Here is a 24,786-nt window from a genome sequence, read left to right on the forward strand (position 1 = left end):
GCGTCCGGTGCGACCGGACGCCCCCGCCCCCCGACCGGCCATCCCCGCCCGACCGCCTCTGCCGGGTCACCTTCCCGGGTACGGCATCCGGCGTTGTCCAGTGCCGGCAGGACGCCCGCTGGACCACCGCCGCCCACCGCCGATCCGGGCCACCGCCCACCCCGCCTGACCGCGGCCGGGTGGCGCGCGCGCACTTCCCCGACCTGCCGTTCAGCCCGCTGCGACCCTCGGCGACCCGCCGCGCGGCCCCGGCGACCGTCGCCCGCCGGGGCCGGGACCGGTGAACATTCGTGACAGTAATTTCTCGTGCACGCATTGTCGCGGCGGGTGCCGACTCTCTAGATTGAGCCTGCGTTCGGCTGAGGTTGATCAACTGGAAGTAGGCGTTGCGCGTGCGTGCGCTCACCCGAGGACTGCTCGGTGTGGCCGGGTTCCTCGTCATCTGGGAGCTGTTCGGCCGGTCACGGCTGGTTCCCGCGGAGTACCTGCCGCCCGCCTCCGTGGTGGGGGTCGAGTTAGCCGGGCTGCTGGGCGAGCAGGCGTTCTTACGGGACGTGGTCGCGACCGTGTTGGCGCTGCTGATCGCGGTAGGACTGTCCACCGGCATCGCCGTCCCCTTGGGACTGGTGCTGGGCAGCGTCCCCGCGGTGCGGCACGCGACCCGCGCGGTGGTGGAGTTCCTGCGGCCGATCCCGTCCGTGGCGCTGATCCCGCTGGCCATCCTGGTGCTCGGCATCGGGCCGGAGATGAAGATCACGCTCGCCGTGTACGCGGCGGTGTGGCCCATCCTGTTCAACACGATCTACGCGCTCGACGAGCTGGACCCCCTGCTCGTGGAGACGGCCCGGGTGTTCGGCACCGGCCGGGTGCGGGTGCTGTTCGCCGTGGCGCTGCCCAGCTCCCTGCCGTTCGTCCTCACCGGAATCCGGCTGGCCGCGACGACCTGCCTGGTCGTGCTGGTCAGCGTGGAACTGCTGGCGGGTGGCTCCGGCGGCGGGCTCGGGCAGTTCATCATGAACGCGCGCAGCGGCGCGGGCCGCATGGACCTGGTCCTCGCCGGGACCGTGGTCGCGGGCGTGATCGGGTTCGCGGTCAACGAGGGCCTGGAGCGCGCGCAACGCCGCTGGGTCGCGTGGAGCTCGGTCACCGGAGGTCGGCCGTGATCCGGTTCTTCCAGCGCTGGGCGGTGTTCGCGGGCCTCGTCGTGGTCTGGGAACTGCTGACCCTGGCCGCCGACGACCCGTTCTTCCCGCGTCCCACCGAGATCGCCGAGTCGGCGTGGGCGCTGTGGCTGTCGGGTCCCGCGAACCACCTGTTCCTCACCGACACGGTGTTCGAGCATGTGCTCCCGAGCCTCGGCAGGCTGTCGGCCGGGTGGGGCATCGCCGCCCTGATCGGGATCTCGCTCGGCGTGGCGCTCGGCCGTTCCGCGACGGCCATGCAGTACGCCGGGCCGTTGTTGACGTTCCTGCGCTCCATCCCCCCTCCCGCGCTGGTGCCGGTGTTCCTGCTGGTCTTCAGCGTCGGCACGCAGATGCAGCTCGCCACGATCGTGTTCGGCGTGCTGTGGCCGATCCTGCTCAACAGCGTCGACGGCGCGCGCTCCGTCGACGCGACCAAGTCCGAGACCTCCGCGGTGTTCCGGATCCCGAAGGCCCAGTGGGTCCTCGGTGTCGTCCTGCCGGCCGCCGCACCGAAGATCTTCGCCGGGCTCCGGGTCAGCCTGTCGCTGTCGCTGGTGCTCATGGTCGTCTCGGAACTGGTCGGTACCGACAACGGGATCGGGTCGCAACTCCTCGTCGCCCAGCGGGAGTTCGACTTCCCCGACATGTGGGCCGGGATCGTCCTCCTGGGAGTCCTCGGCTACGCCCTCAACACCGTGCTCCTCGCCTTCGAGCGCCGCGCCCTGTCGTGGCAGCCGAAGCGGGAGCGCACCCCCGCGACGGTGGAGGCTTGACATGACCGCGATGTTGTCCGTGGCCGATCTCGGCCATACCTACCAGGCGAAGGACGGTGCCCACACCGCCATCGCCGACCTCTCGTTCACCGTGGGGCCGGGTGAGCTGGTCTGCGTGGTCGGCCCGTCCGGCTGCGGCAAGTCCACGCTGCTGCGCACCATCTCCGGCCTGATCCGGCCGACCAAGGGCGAGATCTCGTTGCACGGCAACGCCGTGCTCGGCGTGCCCGACGACCTGGCCGTGGTGTTCCAGGACTACAGCCGCTCGCTGTTCCCGTGGCTGTCGGTGCAGAAGAACGTGGAGTTCCCGCTCAAGCGCTCGCTGGGGCGCGCCGCGCGCCGGGCACGGGCCGCCGAGGCGCTGGAGTGGGTGGGACTGTCCAAGGCGCACCGCAAGTACCCGTGGCAGCTCTCCGGCGGCATGCAGCAGCGGGTCGCGATCGCGCGGGCGCTGGCCTACCGGCCCGCCCTGCTGCTGATGGACGAGCCCTTCGCGTCGGTGGACGCGCAGACCCGGTTCGAGCTGGAAGACCTGCTGCTGAAGGTGAAGGCCGAGCACGACACGACGGTCCTGGTGGTCACCCACGACATCGACGAGAGCGTGTACCTGGGGGACCGCATCCTGGTGCTGTCCGGGTCGCCCGCGTCCGTGGTGGCGGACCTGCCGGTGCGGTTGCCCGCGCCGCGCGACCAGATCACCACGCGCGAGTCCGACGCCTTCGTGGCGCTGCGCGCCGAGGTGGCGCGGCTGCTCAACGTCGGGAAGAGCTCCGGGGAGGTGCGGGCGCGCCGGAAGGCCGACGAGCAGTCCGCCGCGAAATGGGCGGAAGCGGAACGCGCCGAGGTCTCCCGCACCGAGGCGCAGGACCGCGCGTCGTCCTCCTGACCCGTTCCCCGCCCGCCGCGGGCGGGCGATTCCCCGGGAATCGCCCGCCTTTCCGGTGCTCCGCCGCGAGGTGCGGCAACGGTATTCAGGGGCCGACGTAGTTTTGGGCGAAATACCCGGCGGACGAACCGGAACCGATGAGGTGTTCGAGCCTGGCCTGGCCCAATCGGCTGAGGAACGGTTCCGGTGACCGGTGGAGCATGAAGACCATCCACTGCGAGAACTCCTGGGCCCGCCACACCCGGCGCAGGCAGGTGTCCGAGTACTCCGCCAGCCCTTTCCCGTCCCCGGTCCGGTGGTAGCCGGTCAGGGCGGCTGCCAGCACCTCGGCGTCGTGCAGGGCGAGGTTCATCCCCTTCGCGCCCACGGGCGTGATGATGTGGGCGGCGTCGCCGAGCAGGTAGAGATTCCCGTGGTTCATCGGTTCGACCACGTGGCTGCGCATGTCCAGTATCCGCTTCTCGACGATGCGGCCCTCGGTCAACGACCAGTCGGAGTCGTGCAGCGCGAAGCGCTTGTGCAACTCGCTCCAGACCCGTTCGTCCGACCAGTTGTCCACGGTGTCGTCGACCGGGACCTGGAGGTAGTAGCGGGAAACCGTCGAACTGCGGAGCATGTGGCCGGCGAAACCGTCGGGGTGCAGCGCGTAGATGACCTTGTGGGTGGACGGCGGGGCCTCGGCCAGGATCGACAACCACTCGATGCCGTGCTGGTGGGAGAACTCCTGGAGGGCACCGGCCGGGATGCTGCGCCGGGTCACGCCGTGGAAGCCGTCCGCGCCGGCGATGAAGGAGCACTCCAGCCGCTCGGCGCGGCCGTCGGCGGAGGTCCAGGTCAGCGCCGGTGCCCGGCTCTCGATGTCGTGCAGCTCGACGTCGGTGACGCTGAACCGGACGTCGCCGCCACCGGCCACGTACGCGCCCACCAGGTCCTTGACGACTTCCTGCTGCGGGTAGACGTAGTGGGTCTGTCCGTCGTAGAGCGACGAGTAGTCCACTTCGTAGGCCCGCCCGCCGACCCGGAACTCGCAGGCCCCGTGCCGGTCCGCTTCGCGCAGCAGCCGGTCGGCCAGCCCGTGCCGGTCCAGCATCCGGACCGCCCGGTGCTCGATGACCCCCGCGCGCGGACGCGTCTCGACGTGCTCGCGGGTGCCCCGTTCCAGCACCACGCAGGGGATTCCGGCCTGCTGGAGCAGGTTCCCCAAGGTCAGTCCGGCCGGTCCCGCGCCCACGATCCCCACCGGACGGCGGTTGCTCTGTACGGCCCATTCCCCATCAAGATCGCTCACCGCGTACCCCAACCTCTGGACAGCCTGTGCAAAGATGCTCACCGAAGGTAGTGGATCAGCCTTCGAGAGTCGGTCGACTGGGGTCTTGCCGAACCACCGGAGTCACTTTGAGTGGTTCTGCACCGACCACACGTCGCCCGTGCATCCTGCCCCCGCAATGTCGCCACTCCAACAGGAGATGCCCCCCATGACTCGTAGAGTCGGCCTCTCGGCAAGAAGGATCATCGGCGGTCTGTCCGCACTCGCGATGCTCGCCGTGGTCTCCGGCTGTGGTCTGCTCGGCGGTTCCTCGGACCAGCCGGCGGACGGCAACGCCGCTCCGGGCAAGGTCGAGAAGGCCAAGATCAAGCTTGGTCTGCTGCCGATCCTCGACGTCGCCTCGGTGCACGTCGCGATCAAGAAGGGCTACTTCAAGGACGAGGGCCTGGAAGTGGAGCCGGTCACGGTCCAGGGTGGTGCCGCGGCGATCCCGGCCCTGGTGAACGGCGAGCTGGACGTCACCTTCGGCAACTGGGTCTCGTTCTTCGCCGCCGAGGCCAAGGAGATGGCCAAGGGCGTGGACGGCCTGAAGCTGATCAACGACGGCTACCAGGCCAAGCCCGAGATGTTCCTGATCCTGACCGGCCCGGACTCGGCCATCAAGTCGCCGAAGGACCTGGCCGGCAAGACGATCGCGATCAACACGTTCCGGAACATCGCCGAGCTGACCGCGAAGGCGACCCTGGAGGCCAACGACGTCGACCCCAAGTCGGTGACCTTCAAGGAGTTCGCCTTCCCGGACATGCAGGCGGCGGTCCAGAACAAGACCGTCGACGCCGCGTTCATGGTGGAGCCGTTCATCAGCAAGGCGCAGCGCGCGATCGGCGCGATCACGGTGCTCGACGCCGCGTCCGGCCCGACGGACGGCATCCCGGTCGCGGGCTACGGCACGACCGGCAAGTTCGCCAAGGAGAACCCCAACACCGTCGCCGCGTTCCAGCGCGCGATGACCAAGGGCCAGCGCGACGCGGCCGACCGCCCCACGGTCGAGCCGCTGCTGGTCGAGTACGCCAAGGTCGACAAGGAAACCGCGAGCCTGGTGCACTTCGGTGAGTTCCCCACCACGCTCGACGCGACCCGCCTGCAACGGGTGGCGACGCTGATGAGGACCTACGGCCTGCTGGAGAAGGACTTCGACGTCAAGCCCATGCTGGTGGAGGCGTCGGGTAGCTGACCCCGTCGCGGGGGAACCCGGTGACGGGCTCCCCCGCGGTGGTGTTTATCGTTCAGGCCCTACACGTGAAAAAGGTGTGATGCGGGTTAGCGGGTGTTTAGCCCGCTGCGCCGGGCGGTGCGGGACAATGGTTGATTTGCAAAATACCGGCGTCCTCGTCCGAACGGCGGTATGACTTCCGGGGATTTTCGACCAAGATCCACCGGGTTTGCAAGGACGTGTCGTTAACTGGCTGGGGGGCTGGGGAGTGTGCTGACGGTGCGCGGTCACGACGACCACGCCTCCGGGAGTGAACCGGAGCGGATTGAACCCGACGAGACGGTGGATGCCGTTCCACCCGAATCGGGTCCGAGCACGGGCACCACCGCGCCCGCCGACGGAGAGGTCTCCCGGTGGCGTCTGCGCAACTGGAGGCTGCGCAGCAAGCTCGCCGTGGTGCTCCTGGTGCCCGCGCTGAGCACGCTCGCCCTCGCGGGCCTGCGGCTCGGCACCCAGCTCGACGAGGTCGAGCTGTTCGGCAAGGTGCAGCGCGAGCTCCAGCTCTCCGCCCAGGCCGCCGCCGTGTCCGACGCGCTCCAGCTCGAACGCGACGCCGCGGTGTGGTTCGTCGCGGGCGGCCGTGCGGACAACAGCGCCGAACTCGTGGCCCGCTCCGCGAGGGTGGACCAGGAGGTCAACAAGTACCGCGACGTCGCCGCGTCCACCTCGGGCATCGACGACACCGTGCGCGGCTCGTTCGACAAGTCGCTCCAGTCGCTGGACGGCCTGTCCGCGCTGCGCAACACCACGCTGACCACGAAGTACCCCGACATCTCGGTGTCCAGCGCCTACGGCCAGGTGCTCAGCTCCCTCGCCCAGGTGCACCGCGCCACGGCGAGCAGCGTCAGCGACGAGCGGATCACCCCGCTCTCCGGTGCGAACCTCGCGCTGTACACCGCGAAAGAGCAGCTCTTCCTGCAGAACGCCATCCTGCTGTCCACCGCGAAGCGCGGCGAGTTCGCGCCGGGCCAGGTCAACGCCCTGCGCGCGGCCCAGTCCCGGTTGGACGCGGCGCTGACCGACTTCGCCAACACCGCGAGCCAGGAGAACCGCCAGCGGTTCTCCGACACCGTGTCCGGCGCGTCCGTGGACGCCCGCAGCCGGCTGGTGCAGCTCGCGCTGGTGCAGCAGGAGGAGTCCGGCGAGGTGTCCATCTCCGACGCGGAGGTGACGCGGGTCGGCGAGGAGACCGCCGCCCTCTACCGGACGACCGCGCAGGACATCGAGAAGCAGGCCGACCAGGCGTCCGTGGCGCTCATCGACGAGGCCCGCGGCAGCGCCTGGCGGGACGCGGCGCTGGTCGCCGTGGCGCTGCTGCTCGCGTTCGCCCTGATGGCCTTCGTCGCCCGGTCGATGCTCACGCCGCTGCGCGTGCTGCGCCGGTCCGCGATGGACGTCGCCCGCAACCGCCTGCCGGAGGCGATCCAGCGCATCCGGACGCACCGCGACCCGGCCCGCGCCGCCGAGGAGTCGCTGGTGCCGGTGCCGATCCACACCACTGAGGAGGTGGGGCAGGTCGCGCGGGCGTTCGACGCCGTGCAGCGCGAAGCCGTCCGCCTCGCGGTCGAGCAGGTGGCGCTGCGCGCGAACGTCAACGACATGTTCATCAACCTCTCGCGCCGCTCCCAGGCGCTGGTCGAGCGGCAGATCACCGTCATCGACCGGCTGGAGCAGGACGAGCAGGACCCCGACCAGCTCGCCAGCCTGTTCGAGCTGGACCACCTGGCCACCCAGATGCGCCGCAACAGCGAGAACCTGCTGGTGCTCTCCGGCACCACGGTCAACCGCCGGGTCACCCGGCCGGTGCCGATCTCCGAGGTGCTCGGCGCGGCCGTGTCCGAGGTGGAGAAGTACGCCCGCGTGCAGGTCGCCCCCGCGCCGGAGCTCAAGGTGCAGGGCCGCGTGGTCAACGACCTCGCGCACCTCATCGCCGAGCTGCTGGACAACGCGACCGCGTTCTCCAAGCCCACCACCAAGGTGACCGTGCGGGCCATCGAGACCCGGCGCGGCGAGGTGTCCATCCGCATCCACGACCGCGGTGTCGGCATGCAGGAGCAGGACATCATCGACGCCAACGTCAAGCTCGCCGACCCGCCCGAGGTCGACGTGTCGGTGGCCCGCGAGATGGGCCTGTACGTGGTCGGCCAGCTCGCCAAGCGGCACGAGATCCGGGTGACGCTGACCAACAACGACGACATAGAGGGTGGTGTGACCGCCCAGGTCGTGCTGCCCATGTCCCTGCTGCACCGAGGTGCCGAGCAGCCGGCCGCCCGCCCCGCCGCGCCGGCGCTCCCGCAGCGCCCGGCCTCGCCGGAGCTGGAGGGCAGCGGGGTCGGCGTGCTGGCCGGTGTGCCGAAGTGGACGCCCGACCAGGCCCCCGCGTCGTTCGCCGGTCCGGACGCGACGCCCGCGCCGTTCCCGGCTCCCGCCGAGTCCGCGCCGTACCCGCAGGTCGTGACCGCCCCGGAGGACGAGGGCCCGAACTTCTTCGAGGTCGAGCAGACCCCGGCGGCGGACCTGTTCACCGCCACCGTCGGGGAGACCGTGCCGCCCGTCCAAGGCGCGATCGACTACTCCTACCCCGGCACGGTCGCAGCGCCGCCGATCGTGGTGGAGGAAGACGACGCGTCCACTCAGCGGCTGCCGATCTACGAGGACGTGCTGTCACGCTGGTTCCAGGGCGGCGAGGGAGCGGAGGCGGCGGTGCACGGCGAGCTCACCGACGAGGTGCCACCGGAGTCGCCCGCCGAGCGGACGATGTTCGCCGACCGGGTCGACCTGGTCGGACCGGAGCCGTCGGCCGAGCCCACCCTGTACACCGACCGCGCGGACCTGATCGGCGACGCCGAGCGGCCGGAGCGGGCGGACCGGGTCGAGCAGCCGGAGAAGGTGGAGCGGGTCAGCCCGCGGCCCACCGCCGCCGGGCTGCCCAAGCGCGCGCCCGCGCCGTCCCCGGTGCCCGCCGCCACCCCCGCCGGCTGGGGTCCGGCCGACGACGGCTGGGCCGCCGCCGGCAACGTGCTCAAGTCCGATGTGGACGACACCACCACCGCCGGGCTGCCGAAGCGGGTGCCCAACGCCCGCCTGATGCCCGGTTCCCTCAGCGCACCGCCGCAGCGTCCCGGTTCGCCGGCCGCCAACGGGAGCCCGGCCGCCTCCGGCGTGGCCACCGCCGCACCCCCGCGCCGTTCCGCCGACCGGTTGCGCCAGCGGTTCGCCACCTACCAGCGCGGCGTCCAACTGGGACGCGAGTCCGCCGACGAGAACGGGATGCCCTGGGAGGGCGCGCCGTTCGACGACGGAGACACCCCCGGCAACCAAGGCAAGGAGCAGACGTGACCACCGCAGCCGAGGAACTGGACAACTTCAGTTGGCTGGTCGACGACTTCGTGAGCCGCGTCGCGGGCGTGGCGCACGCGATCGTGGTCTCCGCGGACGGCCTGTTGCTCGCGTCCTCGGAACGGCTCCCCACCGACCGCGCGGAGCAGCTCGCGGCCGTGGCGTCCGGTCTGGTCAGCCTCAACCTCGGCGCGGCGCGCTGCTTCGAGGCGGGCGACGTGAAGCAGACCGTGGTGGAGATGGAACGGGGCTACCTGTTCCTGATGTCGATCAGCGACGGCTCGTGCCTGGCCGTGCTGGCCGCCCCCAACTGCGACATCGGCCTCATCGGCTACGCCATGACCCGACTGGTCGAGCGGGTGGGCGTGCAGCTCACCCCGGAGATCCGGTCCCAACTGCACGTCGCGATGCGTGGCTAGATCCTCTTCTAGGGAAAGCGGAAGCAACATGAGCGGTGGCGCTCCCGGTGGGCCGGGCACACCGAGCCCGACGGTCACGTCGACCAAGATCGTGGTCGCCGGCGGGTTCGGCGTCGGCAAGACCACGTTCGTCGGCTCGGTGTCGGAGATCGTGCCGCTGACCACCGAGGCGGTGATGACCGAGGCCAGCGTCGGGGTCGACGACCTGTCCAGCACGCCGAACAAGATGACCACCACCGTGGCCATGGACTTCGGCCGGGTCTCGCTGGACCAGGACCTCATCCTGTACCTGTTCGGCACACCCGGGCAGCACCGCTTCTGGTTCATGTGGGACGACCTGGTGCGCGGTGCGATCGGCGCGGTCGTGCTGGTCGACACCCGGCGGCTCTCCGACGCGTTCGCCTCGATCGACTTCTTCGAGGACCGCGAGCTGCCGTACGTGGTCGGCGTGAACTGCTTCGACGGCCTGCTGCACCACCGGATCGAGGACATCCGGGAAGCGCTGACCATCGACCAGGCGGTGCCGATCGTGCCGTGCGACGCGCGCAACCGGCAGTCGACCAAGCAGACGCTGATCACGTTGGTGCAGCACGCGATGCGACTGCCGACCTTCGCCTGACACGTCCCCTCGGCGGGGTCGCGGGAGAGATCCCGCGACCCCGCCGAGGTGCGTCCGGGACCCCGGCAGCCGGTGCGGCCTCGGCCCCGCCTACGCGATGCCCGGCCGCTACGGCTGAGGGGGACCGCTCGGCGTTCGCGGAGGACAGTCGGGAGATCATCACCACCGGGCGGTGATCACCGGTCACCGGGGCGGGGAAGTCGCGGGAGCGCGGGTCACCACCGCACGGCGAGGTCCGCTCCCGGGACGTCGCCGACCACCAGCGCGCCGGTGGACCGCAGCAGCGGTACCAGCAGCGCCAACGCCTCCCGGGCCAGCGGCTCGCCCGGCGGCACGTCCAGCTCCACGCCGTGCAGCCGGTGGCGCTCCACCAGGGACACTTCCCGCAGCCCGCAGTCGAAACCGTGCAGCAGCCGCCGGACGCCCATGTCCGACAACGTGGTCAGGTTGTCCTCCACCACGTCCAGCCCGCCCGCCAGACCGCCCGAGTCCAGGCTCACCCACAGCGCCGCCGCGTCCAGCCCGGAGGTCCGCAGCGCGTCCCCGACCACCGCCGCCAGGTCCGGGTCCCGCGACTGGTCGACCGACAGCCGCACCACCACCGGCACGCCCTCGACCGCGGCGAACGCGCACGCCTCGTCCAGCAGCCACTCGCCTAAGTGGCCGCTCAACCCCAGCGTGTCCGCGAAGTCCAGGCACTCCTCGTGGCCGACGACCCCGAACTCCGGTTCGTCCCAGCGCAACCGCGCCGCCACGGCGACCCGCCCGCCGTCCGCGACCCGCTCCACCGGCCGGTAGTCGATGGCGATCTCGCCGTTCTCCAGCGCGCCCGGCATGGTCGCGATCAGCGCCAGCCTGCCCCGGTCGCGGGCGTCCTGGCCGGCGTCGTAGATGCCCCACTGGCCCTTGCCGCCGCTCTCCGCGCGCCGCAGCGTCGAGTGCGCCTGGCGCAGCAGCGCCATCACGTCGCCGTCGCGCGCCGACGTGCGCACGAAACCCATTCCCGCCGTGACGCCGACGCCGTGCCCGGACAGGTAGACCGGCTCGGACAGCTCCCGGTCGATCGCCTCGGCCAGCGCGGAGATGCTCGGCGTGCCCGGCCCGTCCTCGATCAGCACCACGAACTCGTCGCCGCCGATCCGGGCGACCGTCGCGTCCTCGCCGGCCACCACGGCGGTCAACCGCCGCGCCACCACGCGGAGCATCTCGTCACCGGCCTCGTAGCCGATGCCGTCGTTGACGATGGCCACGCTGTCCACGTCCAGGTAGCACAACGTGATCGAGCCCGGCCGGCCCAGCGCCCGCTCCAGCCTCGGCAGGAAGCTCTGCCGGTTCGGCAGGCCGGTCAGCACGTCGTGCAACGCCTGGTGGCGCAGGTAGTCGCGCAGCATCCGCTGCTCGGTGACGTCCTCGATCACCGCGACGTGGTACTTCGGCCGCCCCGCCGCGTCCCGCGCCACGGACAGCGCCACGTTCGCCCACACCGGATCGCCCTGCGGGCCGGTGAACTGCTGCTCGACGCGGGTGTCCGCGTCACCCGCCGACGTCCACGCGGAGCGCAGCGCGGCCAGCTCGCCCGGCGGGAACAGCGCCGCCGGGTCCAGCGCCGGGTGGGCGGAACCGCCCGGCCGGTCCTCGGCGTGGCCCAGCATCCGGGTCAGCGCCGGGTTCGCCTCCAGCAGCGCGCCGGACAGGTCGAAGATCGCGATGCCCGCGTCGGAGGAGGTGAACACCTGCCGGAACCGGGCCTCGCTGTCGTGCAGGTCCCGCCGGGTCCGCTCCAGGGTGTCGGCCAGCGCCGCGCGGTCCTCCTCCAGCTCGGCGGACACCCGCTCGCACACCGACTTCGCGTACCCGGCGGCGATCGCGCCGAGCACCCGGGCCACCCGCACCGGGTCCGCCCCCGCGAACGCCGCGCCCACCACCTCGACCGTGCACCCGATCCCGGCCGGGTCGGTGAACCCGGTCGCCACCAGCCACTCGCCGACCTCGGTCGCCGCGTCCGGTTGGAACCCGGGCGCGGCCACCAGCGCCGCCAGCGCGTCCCAGCGCTCGGCCAGCTGCCGGCGGAGCTTCGCGCGGGAGCGCGGCGCGGTCGTGCGGGCCAGGAGTTCCCCGGTCCAGCGCTCGACCGCGTCGGCGCGCGCGGCACCGGCCTCGGGAGGTGCTCCCGAGGCTTGCCCGCCCGGTGCGGAATCGGTCGTCGCGGAGAGGTGTCGCATAAGATCAGGTGCGCAAATCTTGCGTACCCGACCGGCTCCACGTCAAGGCTTGCGGCCGACCACCGCGTACATGCTCGCGCGACCCAGGTCCTCCGGGACGTCCTCGGGCACCTCCGGCCGCCACTCGGGGGTGTGCACCAGGCCGGGCTCGACGAGGTCGAAGCCCGCCATCAGGGCCAGCACCGCCGCGCGGGACCGCGGGGTGACCTGGTCGGACGCCTGCCCGAAGAGGTCCGCGCCCGCCGCCGCCGCGCGCGGCATCAGGTCCGAGGTGAAGTGCGACAGCGCGAGGTAGCTGCCCGGCGCGAGCCGGTCCCGGTAGCGCGCCAGCACGCCCCACGGGTCGTCGGAGTCCGGCACGAAGTGCAGCACGCTCATCGCGAGCACCCCCACCGGGCGGTCGAAGTCGAGCAGCCGGGTCTGCGGCGCGTCGAACACCGCGTCGGGGTCGCGCAGGTCCGCCAGGACCGCCGCCGCGCGCGGGTTGTCGGCCAGCAGCAGCTCGGCGTGCGTCACGGCGACCGGTTCGACGTCCACGTAGAGCGCGCGGCACTCCGGGTTCGCGTCCTGCGCCACCTCGTGCACGTTGCCCACGGTCGGGATGCCCGAACCCAGGTCGAGGAACTGGGTGATGCCCGCCTCCACCAGCGTCACCACCACGCGCCGCAGGTAGGAGCGGTTGAGCCGGGCCATGTCGCGCACCGGCAGCACGCCCGCGAGCCGCTCGGCCATCGTCCGGTCGGCGGCGAAGTTGTGCCCGCCGCCGAGCAGGTAGTCGTAGACGCGGGCGGAACTGGGCGTGCCGACGTCGACCGAGGCCGGAGCCCACCGCACCCGATCGGTCACCACCACGCCTCCGCACCGAGGAGAGAATTTCGACCACCGTACTGGTGGTCCGGGCCGCCCGGCCGGGAAGCGGAGCCGCATCACCCGCCCGTGAAGGCCGGCCGACGTGGAATTCGCCTGATGGTGGAATATGGAATCGGCGGGAGCGGACGTGAAAGGGCCCCGTCGCGACGGGCAGGCATCGCGACGGGGCTAGACGCAGACCCAGTCGGTCATGACGGTCGTGCCGCCGGTCTCGATGCGGAACCGGACCGGACCCGCCGGGGGCGGTCCGAGCAGGAAGCACCCCAGTTCGTCCAGTTCGGCGTCCTCCACCGGACCGGTCGCGGTGAGCAGCGAGACCCGGGCCGTCCGCGCGGGCAGCACCTGCCCGGCCACGCCGACCTCGGTCACCTCCACCTGCACGGAGATGCCCTCGGCGTCGAACACCAACTGCCGAGCGGTCAGCGCGGCTCGCGCCCGGCCCGCCAGTTCGGCGTCCAGGATCGAGTCGTAGCTGGTCAGCAGCATCAGTTCGGCGTCGACGTCGCGCCACGCGAACGCGGCCCGCGCCGCCTCGGCGAACTCGGCGGGCACGGCGCGCGCCTCGGCCAGCGCTTCGGCGAGGTCCCTCAGCAGGACCTCATCGCTTTCCCACCCCGGAACGCTCACCGGGCACACCTCCTCCGACACCGCCGCGAACCGGCCTGGGATCGAGGTGCCGCAGCACCTCGGGGGTCCGGCGCAGCTTCTCCAGGCACCGGATGCGGGTCGGCCCGATGCTGCCGACCGGCATCGCCAGCTCCTCGCTCACCGCGGCGTAGCTGGGCGGCGGGTCGGCCATGAGCTTGGCCAGCAGCTCCCGGCACTGCGCGGTCAGCGTCCGGAAGCCGTCGCGCAACGCCTGCCGGCGCTGCGCGGCCTCCATCTCCTCGTCCAGGTCCGCCACCGCGTCGACCGGGCTGGCCGGCTCGTCGTCGGACAGCGGGTCGTACGGCTGGGTGCGCTGCTGGATGCGCAGCATCCGCAGGCACTCGTTGCGGGTGGTGGTGGAGATCCAGCCCGGCAGCGCTTCGGGCTCGCGCAGCTTGCCGATCTGCTCGACGAGGCGCAGCCACAGCGTCTGGTTCACGTCCGCCGCGTCCGCCGGGCGCAACCGGTGCTTGTAGATCACCGACAGCACCAGCGGCGTGTAGCGGTCCACGATCTCGTTCCAGGCCCGTTGGTCGCCCTGCGCCGCCGCACCGACCAGCGCGGCGATGGGAGATGCAGGGGTCACGGCCCCTCCTGGGCTCGGGTCTCCTCGTTGCTTCCACACACTACGGAGCGCGGGCGTCCTCGCCAGATACGCCTAGTCCACGAGAACCCCGTAGTTGGGGAAGAACGCCGGTCCGGTGAGCAGCTTGTCGCGGGCGGCCTCGGCGGACAGGCCGTGCGTGGTCATGGTCTCGGCGATCCGCCCGGACACGTGCGGCGCGGCGAACGACGTGCCCAGCCAGTAGGCGAACCGGTCGTAGACGTCCACCACCGGGTCCCCGGGCAGCGCCCACCTGCCCTTGAGGTAGGTGCTGGTGCGGTTGCCGACCGCGCACGCGTCCACCCAGTGGCCGAAGTTCGAGTAGCACGCCGGCGCGCGCGAGCCGTCCCGCTCCTGGGCCAGCGCCGCCACCCCGACCACGCCGGGCAGCGCGCCGGGCCAGCTCGGCCGGTTGGTGCCCTGGTTGCCCGCCGAGGCGACCACCACGGTCGTCTTCGGCAGCGTCGCCAGCGCCCGGCGGATCGGCTCGGAGGCCACGTCGTCCTGGGTGAAGCAGCCCAGCGAGATGTTGACGATCTGCACCCGCTCGTCGAAGGAGCCCAGCGCCCGCGCGAAGTCCTCCTCGGTGCCCAGCCCGGACGGGTCCAGAGCCTTCTCCGGGTCGAACCGCACGCCCGGTGCGGCCTGCCGCACCACACCCGCGACGAACGTCCCGTGCCCGCCCTCCAGCGCGAACACGTCGCCGCCGGAGTACGCGGCGTCGACCTCGTCGGCCCTGGGCAGGTACGCGCCACCCAGCCACAGCGGGTGGTCGGTGGCCGCGCTCCCGGCGATGCCGGTGTCCAGGATGCCGACGACGACGCCCTTGCCCCTGCCCCCCGAGCCCGCCGGCGGGTCGGGGATCGGGCCGGCCACGTGCGGCGGCTGCCCCGGGTGGCCGTGCATGTTGCCGCCGTGGCCGACCACCGCGTGGTGCGGCTGCACGAACGGGACCCGCTCGCCGGGCCACTGGCGCGGGTCGCGCAGCAGCCGGACGATGGCCGGGACGTCGTCGGGGTTGCGCGGCAGCACCAGTCGGGCCACGCCCGCGAAATCCCGGCCGCGCTCGTTCGCGATCCCGTTCTGGGCGAGCTTCCGACCGACCCTCGTCACGTCCTCGGGAATGGTCAACAACTCACGCGCCACGAAGAGGAATTCCCGGCCGCGCTCGGCGTGCACACGCAGGTTCTTGTGCTCTTTGATCGCCTGCTCGAACGCTCTCGCGTACAGCTCTGGGCGGTTCGACGATTCGGACACCACGGCCTCACAGCAGCGTAGACGGGTGCTGAGCTTGATCAAGCTACCACAGCGTTCTTGGTAATAAAGTGTGGTTCGTGGCCGGGACTTCCGCCGCCGCAGCGCTGGAAGCCCGGCAACGGGATCCGCACGCGGCGATAGAGATGGGCCGTTCGGCGCTGCGGGCGGCGCGGGCGGCGGGCGACGCGCGCGAGGCCTCCACCGCCGAGCGCGCGATCGGCCTGTCGCTGCGCGAGCTGCACGAGTTCGCGGGCGCTCTGCGGCACCTGAGGCGGGCGGTCCGGATCGCCGAGCACGCGGGTTCGGGCCGGCTCGCCGCGCTGGCGCGGGTGAGCCTCGCGTTCGTGCTGTCCAACACCGGGCGGCACGCCGAGGCGCTGCGCACGATCAACGCGGCGCTGCCCGAGCTGCGCGGCGTGGACGCCGACTACGCGCGGATGCAGCGCGGCCTGGTGCTGCACTACCTGTGCCGGTACGACGAGGCGCGGCGCGAGTACAACTGGGCGATCGAGGCGGCCCGCCGCGACGGCGACAAGCTGGGCGAGGCCCGCGCCCGCAACAACCGGGGCCTGCTGCGCGCCTACACCGGCGGCCTGCGGGCGGCCGACGAGGACTTCGACCGGGCCGCCGTGCTCTACCGGGACCTGGACCAGGAGCTGGCGGTCGCGGACGTCCGGTGGAACGCGGGCATCTCGGCGTCCCGCGCCGGCGACGTGCCGCGCGCGCTGACCATGTTCGCCGAGGCCGAGCGCGAGTACCGGCGGCTGGAGGTGCCGCGCCCGGCGCTGCTGATCAACCGGCTGGAGCTGCTGGTGTCGGTGCCGCTGCTGGAGGAGGCGCGGGCGGCGGCCGACCGGGCGCTGTCGGAGTTGGACAAGAGCCTGGTGCTGGCCCGGTCCGAGGCGTTGTTCTACCGGGCGCGGATCGCCCTGATGGAGGGCGAGCTCGACCTGGCCGTGCGGATGGCGGTGTTGGCGCGCAAGGGTTTCCGCCGGGAGAAGCGCGAGGTGTGGGAGGTCGGCGCGCGGCACGTGGAGCTGCGCGCCGCGTACCTCAGCGGCGAGCGGTCGCGGGGGCTGTGCACCGCGATGACCCGGGTGGCGTCCCGGCTGGACGAGCTGGGCTGGCGGATGGCCGGCCTGGAGGCGCGGGTGGACGCCGCGCTGATCGCCCGCGAGCTCGGCGACGAGCGGCGGGCGCTGGTCGAGCTCACCACGGCCGGCGCGGCCCGGCGCGGCGGCCCGGCGGCGCACCGCGTGCAGGGCTGGTACGCCGAGGCGCTGCGGCGGGACCTGGCGGGCAACGCGCGCGGGGCGCAGAGCGCGTTGCGGCGCGGACTGGGGCTGCTCGACGAGTACCGGGTGTCGCTGGGCGCGGCGGAACTGCGCGCGTTGAGCGGCGCGCAGGGCAAGGCGCTGGCGCTGGAGGGGCTGCGCGCGGCGGTCGCGAGCGGGCACGCCGGGCGGGTGCTGAGCTGGGCGGAGAGCTGGCGGGCCGGGGCGATGCGGATGACGCCCGCGCGCCCGCCGGAGGACTCCGGGCTGGCCGACGCGCTGGCCGAGCTGCGGGCGGTGACCTCCGACATCGACCTGGCGCTGCTGGCCGGCAAGCCCACGGCGACGTTGCGGCAGCGGCAGTTGCGCGGCGAGCAGCGGGTGCGCGAGCTGACCCGGCAGACCAGCGGCGGGGGAGCGGTCGACCGGGTGCCGGCGGTGCGCGACCTGGCGTGGGCGCTGGGCGACGCGGCGCTGGTGGAGTACATCGACTTCGAAGGCGCGCTGCTGGCCGTGGTGGTGGCGGGCGGCCGGGCGAGCCTGCACCGGTTGGGGCCGCTGGATGGCGCGGTGCGGGAGATCCGGTTGCTGCGCTTCGCGCTGCACCGGCTGGTGACGCTGCCCGAGCACGTGGACCGCACGGCGGTGCGCGCGGGCGCGGAGCACGCGGCGTCCCTGTTGGAGCGCCGGCTGCTGCTGCCGTTGCGGCGCAGGCTGGACGAGCGCCCGCTGGTGCTCGCGCCCACCGGCCGGCTCGGCGGCCTGCCGTGGTCGGCGCTGCCGGGGTGCCGGGGCCGGTCGGTGACCGTCGTGCCGTCCGCGACGGTGTGGCAGCGCGCGGCGTCGTCGTCGCGGGTGCCGCACGACCGGTCGGTGCTCGCGGCCGGGCCGCGCCTGCCCGCCGCGCCGACCGAGATCGCGGCCATCAGGCCGTTCGCGGGTGACGCGTCGGTGTTGGTCGGCGGCGCGGCGACGGTGGACGCGGTGGCGGCGGCGATGGACGGCGCGCCGCTGGCGCACGTGGCCGCGCACGGCTCGTTCCGCGCGGACAACCCGCTGTTCTCGGCGCTGGAGCTGGCGGACGGCCCGCTGACGGTCTACGACCTGGAGCGCCTGCGCACCCCGCCGGCGCGGGTGGTGCTGTCGGCGTGCGACTCGGGCCTGTCGGCGGTGCGGCCCGGTGACGAGCTGATGGGCTTCACCGCGGCGCTGCTCGGCCTGGGCACCCGGACCCTGGTCGCACCGGTGGTGCCGGTACCGGCCGAGGTGACCACGCCGCTGATGGTCGACCTGCACCGGCGGTTGGGGCTGGGCCAGGAACCGGCGGTGGCCTTGGCGGGTGCGCAGCGGGCCCACGCGGACGGCGGTGACGCCGAGTTCGCGGCCAGCGTGGGATTCCTCTGCTTCGGCGCGTAGCCCGACGGGCCGGTCCCCATGACCGCGTCGGGTCGAGGAACCGGGCCGACCGACTCGGCCGCCTGAACCGACTCGGTTGCCTGAACCGACTCGGTTGCCTGAACCGACTTTGCCGTCCGGGCCGACCTGGCGGGTGGTCGGCCGGTCCGCGGTACCGCGTGCTGGGATGGGCCGGTGGACCCGGACACCGCGGACGACCTCCTCCTCCGGATGGAGCAGAACCTCGCCGAGCACGCGTGCCACCTGCACCGCGGCCTGCCGGGCGCGACCGTCACCGGGACGGGTGACCTGCTGGTCGCGGACAGCGGCCTGGCCGACGACACGTTCAACGTCATCGCCGCCGCCCGCTGCACCCCCGACACCGCCGACCGGCGGATCGCCGAGACGATCGCGGGCCTGCCCGACCGCCCGTTCTCCTGGTGGGTGGGCCCCGCGTCGACCCCGGCGGACCTGTCCGACCGGCTCACCGCCGCCGGGTTCCCGCCGGCCGAGCGGGAAACCGCGATGTGGGCCCCGCTGGACCACGTCCGGCAGCCCGCCGGCCTCGACGTCCGCCCGGTGACCACGCGCGGCGGCCTGGCCGACTACGCCGCCGTCCTGGCCGCGAACTGGACCCCGCCCGCCGCGACCGTCCGCGAGTACTACGCCGCGACCGCCGCGAGCGCCCTGGCGGGTCCGGCGCGCTACCTGGTCGGCTACGCGGACGGCGTCCCGGTCTGCTCGGCCGAGGTGTTCCCGCACGCCGGCGTGGCCGGGGTCTACAACATCTGCACGCTCGCCGCGCACCGCCGCCGGGGGCACGGCGGCGCGATCACCCTCGCCGCCCTGCACACCGCGCGCGCCCTGGGCCACCGGATCGCGGTCCTCCAGGCGTCGGCGGACGGCGAACCCGTCTACGGCCGCCTCGGGTTCCGCGCGGTCGGCCACTTCACCGAGCACGCGATCAGGCGGTGACCCGCTCCCGCCCGTGCGGCCGGGGTTAGGTTGGGCGGGTGGACGCACAGGACATGCTCGCGGTGGCGGTGGAGGAAGCCCGGTCCGGGCTGGCCGAGGGCGGCATCCCGATCGGGGCCGCGCTGTTCGACGCGCACGGCGCGCTGCTCGGTCGCGGCCACAACCGGCGGGTCCAGGACGGTGACGCGTCCACCCACGCCGAGACCGCCGCGTTCCGGGCCGCCGGCCGCCGCCGCACCTACCGCGACACCACCATGGTCACCACGCTGTCGCCGTGCTGGTACTGCGCCGGCCTGGTCCGCCAGTTCCGCATCCCGCGCGTGGTGATCGGCGAGGCACGCACGTTCCACGGCGGCCACGACTGGCTGGCCGGGCACGGCGTGGAGATCACCCTCCTGGACGACCCGACCTGCACGGGCCTGATGACCGAGTTCATCGCGGCCCGCCCGGAGCTGTGGTACGAGGACATCGGCCAGGACTGACCCTCGCCAGAACTGACCCGCGCGGACCGCTCCGCCCCGGAACACCCGACGGGGAACGGCGCGGGAACACGACGGGGCGGCGGCTGGAGTCGCGCTCCACCCGCCGCCCCGCTGTCCGGAGCGGACTCAGTTCCGCCCGAGGGCCTCTTCCACGGTCCCCACCACGGTGAAGACCGCCGTCAGCCCGGTCGCCTCGATCGGTCGCAGCACCGCGCGACCGGAGGCCACCAGCACCAGGGGCACCCCGAGTCCTTCCGCGCGCTTGCTGCCGGTGACCAGCGCCTCCAGACCAGCAGAGCCGAGGAACCGGACTTGCGTCAGGTCGACCACCACGCTCCGCACCCCGGTCACCAGGGCGCTCGCCAGCGGCCTGGCCAGTTCGTCCGCGCTGCTCGCGTCCAGCTCACCGGACACGCGCAGCACCACCACCCCGTCCGACTGGTCCACCTGTACGGACGCGAGTGCTGCCGAGGGTTCTGGCACGCCCGTCTCCTCTCTCATCGCGCACCGCCGGTGCGGCGCGTGGTCCACGGTATTCCCGAGCGCGCACCCGCGGGGGGACTGTTCTCCGCGTCACGCCCACGAGGTACAGGTCCACGCCACCGGTGCGCGACGCCCCTCGGGCGTGCGTCCCCGGCGGGTGGACACGGGCGTGCGGGTACCGGGGCGGCGGACAGGAGCTCCCGCTCCACGCCCGAGGTCCACAGCAGCGCCATGGCGCGTCTGTACCCAGCCCACGTGGACTTCAACCCAAACTTCACGGTGAATTTTCGGGGCGGGTTCACTCGCCGCGCAGCAGCGCCCCGACGTCCTCGTGCAGCCGCACGGTCTCGCCGACCAGCACGACCTCGGCCCCGGACGACGCGGCCAGCAGCGGCAGCACCTCGTCCGCCCGCCCGCCCTCGGCGTCGAGCGACCCCACGAGCGGCTCGCTGAGCAGCAGCGTGCCGACCGTGCCGGCCGCCAGCGCCGCCTGCGCGGCCTGCACGCCGTGCACGGCCCGCCCGGTCATCCGCGCCGTCTCGTCCCGGAACCGCTGCACCACGGCCCGCCGCCCGTCCTGGTCGGCCCTCCCGGCCAGCACCTCGACGGCCAGGTCCGGTGCTCCGTCCACCTCGACCACCAGGTGCCGGTACTGCTCGGGCAGCGCGACCCGCAGCGAGCGCCGCGCGGACAACGGGCCCGCCAGCACCAGCAGGGGCGCGTTCAGCAGGTCCACCAGCGCGGTGGCCTCGGACGCCACGTCCGCCAGCTCGGCCGGCTCCCACGGCCGGTCGGCCCGCCGCGCGCCCACCGACGCCACGGCCACCGGCCGCCCGGTCCGGGCCACCCCGCGCAGCTCCGCGCCGTGCGCGCCCAGGTCCACGACCACGTGGGGCAGCAGCGGTTCGGACAGGTCCACCATCGGCAGCAGGTAGGGCAGCTTCCCGAACCGCGCCAGGTACCCGGTCGGCGGCACCGGCAGGAACACGTCGACCAGCACCCGCCCGTCCCCGACGACCAGCGCGCGCCCGGTCATCCCGGGCGGTGTGCCGGTCACGAGCGCCCCGTCGAGGAGTTCCAGCAGCTCGGCACCCGCACCGGACCCCTCCAACTGGTCGCGGGCGGCACGCCACCGCAGCTCCACGTGATCGCTCATGTCGAGGTAGACCGAGGCGAACGGCCCGTCGACCCCCACCACCCCCTGCCACTCCTGCATCGCGGTCCTCCCGTTCGGCGTCACCCAAGAGGTACCCGTCCCCCGTCCGGGACAACCGCGTGGCGGGCTACGACCGCCGTTCGGCCCGCCGCGCCCGGCGGCGGGAGCGCTGCTCGGACCACACGCAGCCCTCCGCGATCCCCACCGAGGCGAAGCCGAGCAGCAGGTGCGCGGCGTTGCCCGGGAGCCCGGCGTCCAGCGGCCCGCCCGAGTCGCCGATCCCGTAGGCGAACACCACCAGGAACACCAGTCCCGTCAACGTGCCCACGAGCCGGACCGCCCGCGCCCGGAACGCGGCCACGACGACCGCCGCACCCGCGATCACGTGCAACCACCCCAGGGGAGCGCGGCCGGCGGTGAAGTCGACCACCCCCCACACCACGAGCAGCGCGCCGAGCACCAGCGCCGTGCGCTGCGGCCAGGACAGGTCCGCCACGGCGACCACCCCGCTTTCCGGCTTCGGTAGGAAGTCACGAGTTGTTGCTGATCCGTGTCGTTGGTCGCGGTGTGCGCTGCGATGGGCTCCGATGTCATTCGATCGGGTCGTCTGTCGCCGATGGGTAAAGAATACTTCGGGCGGCCGGATGTGCGCGGTGGCGCGGAGGGTCTTATTCCGGTCGCGGCGAATTCACCCTTCCGGGCGGGTGACGAGTCCTGAATGCCCTGGGGGATTCGTCGGGTGCTCACCACGGGATGACGTCGTCCACGGAATTCGGCCCGCGAAAGACGCCGGTGGGACCATCGGCGGAGATCGTCGAGAGAAGGACCGGGACGGCCGCGCCATCGGCTGTGGTGCGGTCGCCGCGGGGGAAGGTCGCCGGGGCGTTCTGATCGGTCGGCACCAGGCCCGGACCGGCGGCGTTGACCTTGATGCCATCGGCGCGGAGGGCGTTGGCGTAGATCAGGGTCACGGCGTTGAGCGCCGCCTTGGACGAGCTGTACGCGAGGAAGCCCTGAGCCGGGAGAGGGCTGTCCGGGTCGCTCAGCAGGGTGAGCGACCCGAGCCCGCTGGACACGTTGACGATTCGCGGGTTGCGGGAACGGCGGAGCAGCGGCACGCACGCCGATGTCACCGTGACGACGCCGAAGACGTTGACCTCGTACACCTCGCGGAATTGCGCGGCCGTGACGTCGGCGGTCCGGACATCCCACTCGACCATGATCCCGGCGTTGTTGACCAGCACGTCCAACCGCCCGGTCGCGGTCTCGATCGTCTCGACGGCCGCCCGCACCGATGCCGCGTCGCTGACGTCGAGCCGCACGGACCGGATGTCCAACCCGGTGCGCCGCCCGCCGAAGTCGGCGTCCCGGCCAACCGGCGCGCTCGTCAGCTCCTCGACGGCCGAGCGGCCACGTTCCGGGTCGCGGGCACCGAGGTAGACGGTGAAGCCCCGTCCGGCCAGTTGGCGGACCACCTCCCGGCCGATGCCCTTGTTGCCGCCGGTGACCAGTGCTACTTCGTTCTCGTTCACGCCACCACTCCAGCCGACGCCGCACCGGAAGAGAACGACCGATTCGGTACCCACCCATACCCTGGCGGTATGCCGGAGCCGGAGATCCGCGAATTGCGCTACTTCCGCGCTGTCGCCGAGAGCCTGAACATCACCCGCGCGGCCGAGCGGCTCGGCATCGCGCAGCCGCCGCTGTCCCGGGCCGTGCGCCTGCTGGAGCGTCGGCTCGGTGTCGACCTCTTCGATCGCACCGGACACCGGCTGGCGCTGACCCGGGCCGGCGAAGTCCTGTTCGAGGAGGCCGCCGCCGTCCTCGGTGCCCTCGACGCCGCAGTGCGCCGGACGCGGCACGCCGGCCTTCCCGGTCGCGGACTCGTGGTCACCGCCAAACCAGGGGTGGCCACGCGGTTGCTGCTGCGGGTCCGCGAGCGGTTCCGGGCCGATCCGGGCGCACCGGAGGTCCAGGTGGTCCTGAGCGGGTTCGGCGAGCAGGCCGACATGGTCCGGGACGGGCGCGCGGACCTGGCCATCGCCGCCTGCGTCGACGGCCACGACCTCGACGTCGAGGTCGTGGCGACCGAACCGCGCGTCGCCGCGCTCGCGGTGGGACACGAGTTGGCCGGGCGCGAGGTCCTCGGCACCGCCGACCTGCTCGCCGAGCCCGCGCCCCGGTGGAGCGGCCCACGGGCTGTCGACCGCGACTACTGGCTGGGCAACCCGGGTCGCCCGGCCGACGGTCCGGTCGTGCGGGACAGCGCCCACCTGTTGGACGTGGTCGCCCTCGGCCAGGCCGTGGCGTTGGTGCCCGCCTCGCTGGCCGCGCTGAACGTCCGGCCCGACGTGACGTACCGCCCGGTACCCGACGCGGCACCGTACCGGACCCTGGTCCTCTGGCCGGCGGGCAGCCGATCACCGTGGATCGCCCGGTTCGTCCAAACAGCGTTGGAGGGGTGAGCCGGTGGTGCGCCGCACCGCGCCCCGGCTGCCCGGGTGCGGCCCCACCCCGGCATCACGGCCGGACCGGCTCCGGTGTGGACTCGGTCACACGTCGTCGAGCAGGCTGCGCAACCGGGCCAGAGAGCGGCTCAAGAGCCGGGACACGTGCATCTGGGACACGCCCACCAAATCGGCGATCTGACTCTGCGTCATGTTCCGGAAGAACCGCAGCACCACGATCCGCCGCTCGCGCCGGGGCAGGCCGCGCAGCATCGGGTCCAGCGCGTGTTGCAACTCGACCACCTCCAACGCCGGGTCGTCGAACACCAGCCCGTCGCCGGTCAGCTCGCCGCCGGTCAACTCCTCCAGCGACAGCAGGTGGTGCGCGGAGGTCGCGTGCAGGCCCTCGTACACCTCGTCCACGCCGATCCCCAGGTGCCGGGCGACCTCGGTCGGCTTGGGGGAGCGGCCGGTGCGGCGGGCCAGCTCGACCCGTGCGGTGTCGATCGACTGGCACAGCTCCTGGAGCCGGCGCGGCACCCGCACCGCCCAGCCCTGGTCACGCAGGTAGCGCCGCACCTCGCCGGTGATCGTGGGCACCGCGAAGGCCAGGAAGTCGATCCCGCGCGCGGCGTCGAACCGGTCGACGGCGTGGATCAGCCCCAGGGCGGCGACCTGCCTCAGGTCGTCCGCGTTCTCCCCGCGTTCGGCGAACCGGTCGGCGATGTGCCAGGCCAGGGGCAGGTGCTCGGTGACCAGGTGGTCGCGCAGGCGCGCGTAACGCGCGTCATCGCGTTGTACCGCCGCCAGTTCCACGAACAGCGGTTGGTAGTCGACCGCGTTCATGCCCGGCACCTCAACTCGACGTGCAACAGGCCGTCTCCGTCCACCCAGGTGGCCACCGTGTCGGTCACCGAACTGACGACCCGCCAGTACAACGAGCGGTGGTCGGGGACGGTGACGGCCGATGAGCGGACCTGTGCGCGAAACCGAACGGAATTGCCGTCCCGGACGAACCGGCACACCAGCAGCGCGGGCCGGCACGCCTTCGCGATCAACGTCCCGCACGCCTCGTCCACGGCGATGACCAGGTCGACCGCGAGTTCGGGCAGCGGGCGCGCGACGGCCTTCGCGACCGCGCGGATCGTGGACAGGTGCGCGGGTCGTGCCGCCAGTCTCAATTCCACGTCCGCGCGGTCCATGCGAGGCGCAT

23 protein-coding genes are annotated in these 24,786 nt (G+C 72.8%); 11 read left to right on the forward strand and 12 right to left on the reverse strand.

Annotated features, from left to right (window positions below; translation table 11 throughout):
* Positions 1 to 392 precede the first annotated feature (392 nt).
* From AB0G01_RS26830 to AB0G01_RS26840, 3 genes are read left to right on the forward strand one after another with little or no spacing between them, the layout of a single operon-like run.
* Positions 393 to 1,163, forward strand: coding sequence for an ABC transporter permease subunit (locus AB0G01_RS26830; RefSeq protein WP_360950514.1), 771 nt, complete (start codon positions 393 to 395; stop codon positions 1,161 to 1,163).
* Positions 1,160 to 1,957: an ABC transporter permease gene (locus AB0G01_RS26835; RefSeq protein WP_360950517.1), complete on the forward strand. Its 798-nt coding sequence runs from the start codon at positions 1,160 to 1,162 to the stop codon at positions 1,955 to 1,957. Before AB0G01_RS26830 ends, AB0G01_RS26835 begins: the two co-directional genes overlap by 4 nt.
* 1 nt (position 1,958) lies before the next feature.
* The gene (locus tag AB0G01_RS26840; protein WP_360950520.1) at positions 1,959 to 2,843 is read left to right on the forward strand and encodes an ABC transporter ATP-binding protein; all 885 of its coding nucleotides are present in this window, start codon (positions 1,959 to 1,961) and stop codon (positions 2,841 to 2,843) included.
* Positions 2,844 to 2,928: 85 nt separating this feature from the next.
* Here the strand turns inward: AB0G01_RS26840 and AB0G01_RS26845 are convergent, their stop codons facing one another.
* A complete protein-coding gene (locus AB0G01_RS26845) occupies positions 2,929 to 4,131 on the reverse strand; it encodes a 4-hydroxybenzoate 3-monooxygenase (protein WP_360950523.1) in 1,203 nt (400 codons plus the stop codon).
* A gap of 187 nt (positions 4,132 to 4,318) precedes the next feature.
* On the opposite strand from AB0G01_RS26845, the gene AB0G01_RS26850 reads away from it, so the two are divergent.
* From AB0G01_RS26850 to AB0G01_RS26865, 4 genes are all read left to right on the forward strand, one after another.
* Entirely contained in the window at positions 4,319 to 5,344 is a 1,026-nt protein-coding gene (locus tag AB0G01_RS26850; RefSeq protein WP_360950529.1) for an ABC transporter substrate-binding protein, read from the forward strand.
* Between the two features lie 321 nt (positions 5,345 to 5,665).
* Positions 5,666 to 8,722 carry a nitrate- and nitrite sensing domain-containing protein gene (locus tag AB0G01_RS26855; RefSeq protein ID WP_360950533.1) on the forward strand — a complete coding sequence of 1,019 codons (3,057 nt, stop codon included), beginning with the start codon at positions 5,666 to 5,668 and terminating at the stop codon, positions 8,720 to 8,722.
* Positions 8,719 to 9,141: a roadblock/LC7 domain-containing protein gene (locus AB0G01_RS26860; RefSeq protein WP_360950536.1), complete on the forward strand. Its 423-nt coding sequence runs from the start codon at positions 8,719 to 8,721 to the stop codon at positions 9,139 to 9,141. The genes AB0G01_RS26855 and AB0G01_RS26860 overlap by 4 nt, the downstream gene beginning before the upstream one ends.
* A gap of 28 nt (positions 9,142 to 9,169) precedes the next feature.
* A complete protein-coding gene (locus AB0G01_RS26865) occupies positions 9,170 to 9,760 on the forward strand; it encodes an ATP/GTP-binding protein (RefSeq protein WP_360950539.1) in 591 nt (196 codons plus the stop codon).
* A 215-nt stretch (positions 9,761 to 9,975) separates the two neighbouring features.
* Here AB0G01_RS26865 and AB0G01_RS26870 read toward each other — a convergent pair whose 3' ends face one another.
* From AB0G01_RS26870 to AB0G01_RS26890, 5 genes are all read right to left on the reverse strand, one after another.
* A complete protein-coding gene (locus tag AB0G01_RS26870; RefSeq protein ID WP_360950542.1) occupies positions 9,976 to 11,982 on the reverse strand; it encodes a diguanylate cyclase in 2,007 nt (668 codons plus the stop codon).
* Positions 11,983 to 12,024: 42 nt separating this feature from the next.
* Positions 12,025 to 12,828, reverse strand: a complete 804-nt coding sequence (locus AB0G01_RS26875) for an SAM-dependent methyltransferase (protein WP_360950545.1) — start codon at positions 12,826 to 12,828, stop codon at positions 12,025 to 12,027.
* 192 nt (positions 12,829 to 13,020) lie between these two features.
* Positions 13,021 to 13,479, reverse strand: a complete 459-nt coding sequence (locus tag AB0G01_RS26880; RefSeq protein ID WP_360950548.1) for a hypothetical protein — start codon at positions 13,477 to 13,479, stop codon at positions 13,021 to 13,023.
* Entirely contained in the window at positions 13,451 to 14,086 is a 636-nt protein-coding gene (locus AB0G01_RS26885; protein WP_360950551.1) for a sigma-70 family RNA polymerase sigma factor, read from the reverse strand. The genes AB0G01_RS26880 and AB0G01_RS26885 overlap by 29 nt, the downstream gene beginning before the upstream one ends.
* A 72-nt stretch (positions 14,087 to 14,158) precedes the next feature.
* Positions 14,159 to 15,361 carry a S8 family serine peptidase gene (locus AB0G01_RS26890; protein WP_360950554.1) on the reverse strand — a complete coding sequence of 401 codons (1,203 nt, stop codon included), beginning with the start codon at positions 15,359 to 15,361 and terminating at the stop codon, positions 14,159 to 14,161.
* Positions 15,362 to 15,438: 77 nt separating this feature from the next.
* Between AB0G01_RS26890 and AB0G01_RS26895 the strand changes: the two genes are divergently transcribed.
* The 3 genes from AB0G01_RS26895 to AB0G01_RS26905 all read left to right on the forward strand — a co-directional run bounded on the left by AB0G01_RS26895 (position 15,439) and on the right by AB0G01_RS26905 (position 19,487).
* Positions 15,439 to 18,051 (forward strand): CHAT domain-containing protein, encoded by a 2,613-nt coding sequence (locus tag AB0G01_RS26895; protein ID WP_360950557.1) that lies wholly within the window; start codon positions 15,439 to 15,441, stop codon positions 18,049 to 18,051.
* Between the two features lie 174 nt (positions 18,052 to 18,225).
* On the forward strand, positions 18,226 to 19,005 hold the full coding sequence (locus AB0G01_RS26900; RefSeq protein ID WP_360950560.1) for a GNAT family N-acetyltransferase: 780 nt from the start codon (positions 18,226 to 18,228) through the stop codon (positions 19,003 to 19,005).
* Between the two features lie 53 nt (positions 19,006 to 19,058).
* Positions 19,059 to 19,487: a nucleoside deaminase gene (locus tag AB0G01_RS26905; RefSeq protein WP_360951060.1), complete on the forward strand. Its 429-nt coding sequence runs from the start codon at positions 19,059 to 19,061 to the stop codon at positions 19,485 to 19,487.
* Positions 19,488 to 19,613: 126 nt separating this feature from the next.
* Here the strand turns inward: AB0G01_RS26905 and AB0G01_RS26910 are convergent, their stop codons facing one another.
* The 4 genes from AB0G01_RS26910 to AB0G01_RS26925 form a co-directional block, all read right to left on the reverse strand.
* A complete protein-coding gene (locus AB0G01_RS26910; RefSeq protein ID WP_360950563.1) occupies positions 19,614 to 19,970 on the reverse strand; it encodes an STAS domain-containing protein in 357 nt (118 codons plus the stop codon).
* Between the two features lie 298 nt (positions 19,971 to 20,268).
* Positions 20,269 to 21,186, reverse strand: a complete 918-nt coding sequence (locus AB0G01_RS26915; protein WP_360950566.1) for a hypothetical protein — start codon at positions 21,184 to 21,186, stop codon at positions 20,269 to 20,271.
* Between the two features lie 67 nt (positions 21,187 to 21,253).
* Positions 21,254 to 21,622 carry a hypothetical protein gene (locus tag AB0G01_RS26920; RefSeq protein ID WP_360950569.1) on the reverse strand — a complete coding sequence of 123 codons (369 nt, stop codon included), beginning with the start codon at positions 21,620 to 21,622 and terminating at the stop codon, positions 21,254 to 21,256.
* Positions 21,623 to 21,869: 247 nt separating this feature from the next.
* Positions 21,870 to 22,658, reverse strand: a complete 789-nt coding sequence (locus tag AB0G01_RS26925; RefSeq protein ID WP_360950572.1) for an SDR family NAD(P)-dependent oxidoreductase — start codon at positions 22,656 to 22,658, stop codon at positions 21,870 to 21,872.
* 69 nt (positions 22,659 to 22,727) lie between these two features.
* Between AB0G01_RS26925 and AB0G01_RS26930 the strand changes: the two genes are divergently transcribed.
* Positions 22,728 to 23,591, forward strand: a complete 864-nt coding sequence (locus tag AB0G01_RS26930) for a LysR family transcriptional regulator (protein ID WP_360950575.1) — start codon at positions 22,728 to 22,730, stop codon at positions 23,589 to 23,591.
* A gap of 87 nt (positions 23,592 to 23,678) precedes the next feature.
* On the opposite strand, the gene AB0G01_RS26935 is transcribed toward AB0G01_RS26930, so the two are convergent.
* On the reverse strand, positions 23,679 to 24,419 hold the full coding sequence (locus AB0G01_RS26935; RefSeq protein WP_360950578.1) for a SigB/SigF/SigG family RNA polymerase sigma factor: 741 nt from the start codon (positions 24,417 to 24,419) through the stop codon (positions 23,679 to 23,681).
* A complete protein-coding gene (locus tag AB0G01_RS26940) occupies positions 24,416 to 24,760 on the reverse strand; it encodes an ATP-binding protein (RefSeq protein WP_360950581.1) in 345 nt (114 codons plus the stop codon). The genes AB0G01_RS26935 and AB0G01_RS26940 overlap by 4 nt, the downstream gene beginning before the upstream one ends.
* Between the last annotated feature and the right edge of the window lie 26 nt (positions 24,761 to 24,786).

The sequence above is a fragment of the Actinosynnema sp. NPDC023587 genome (genome assembly GCF_040640215.1).
Classification (GTDB): domain Bacteria; phylum Actinomycetota; class Actinomycetes; order Mycobacteriales; family Pseudonocardiaceae; genus Actinosynnema.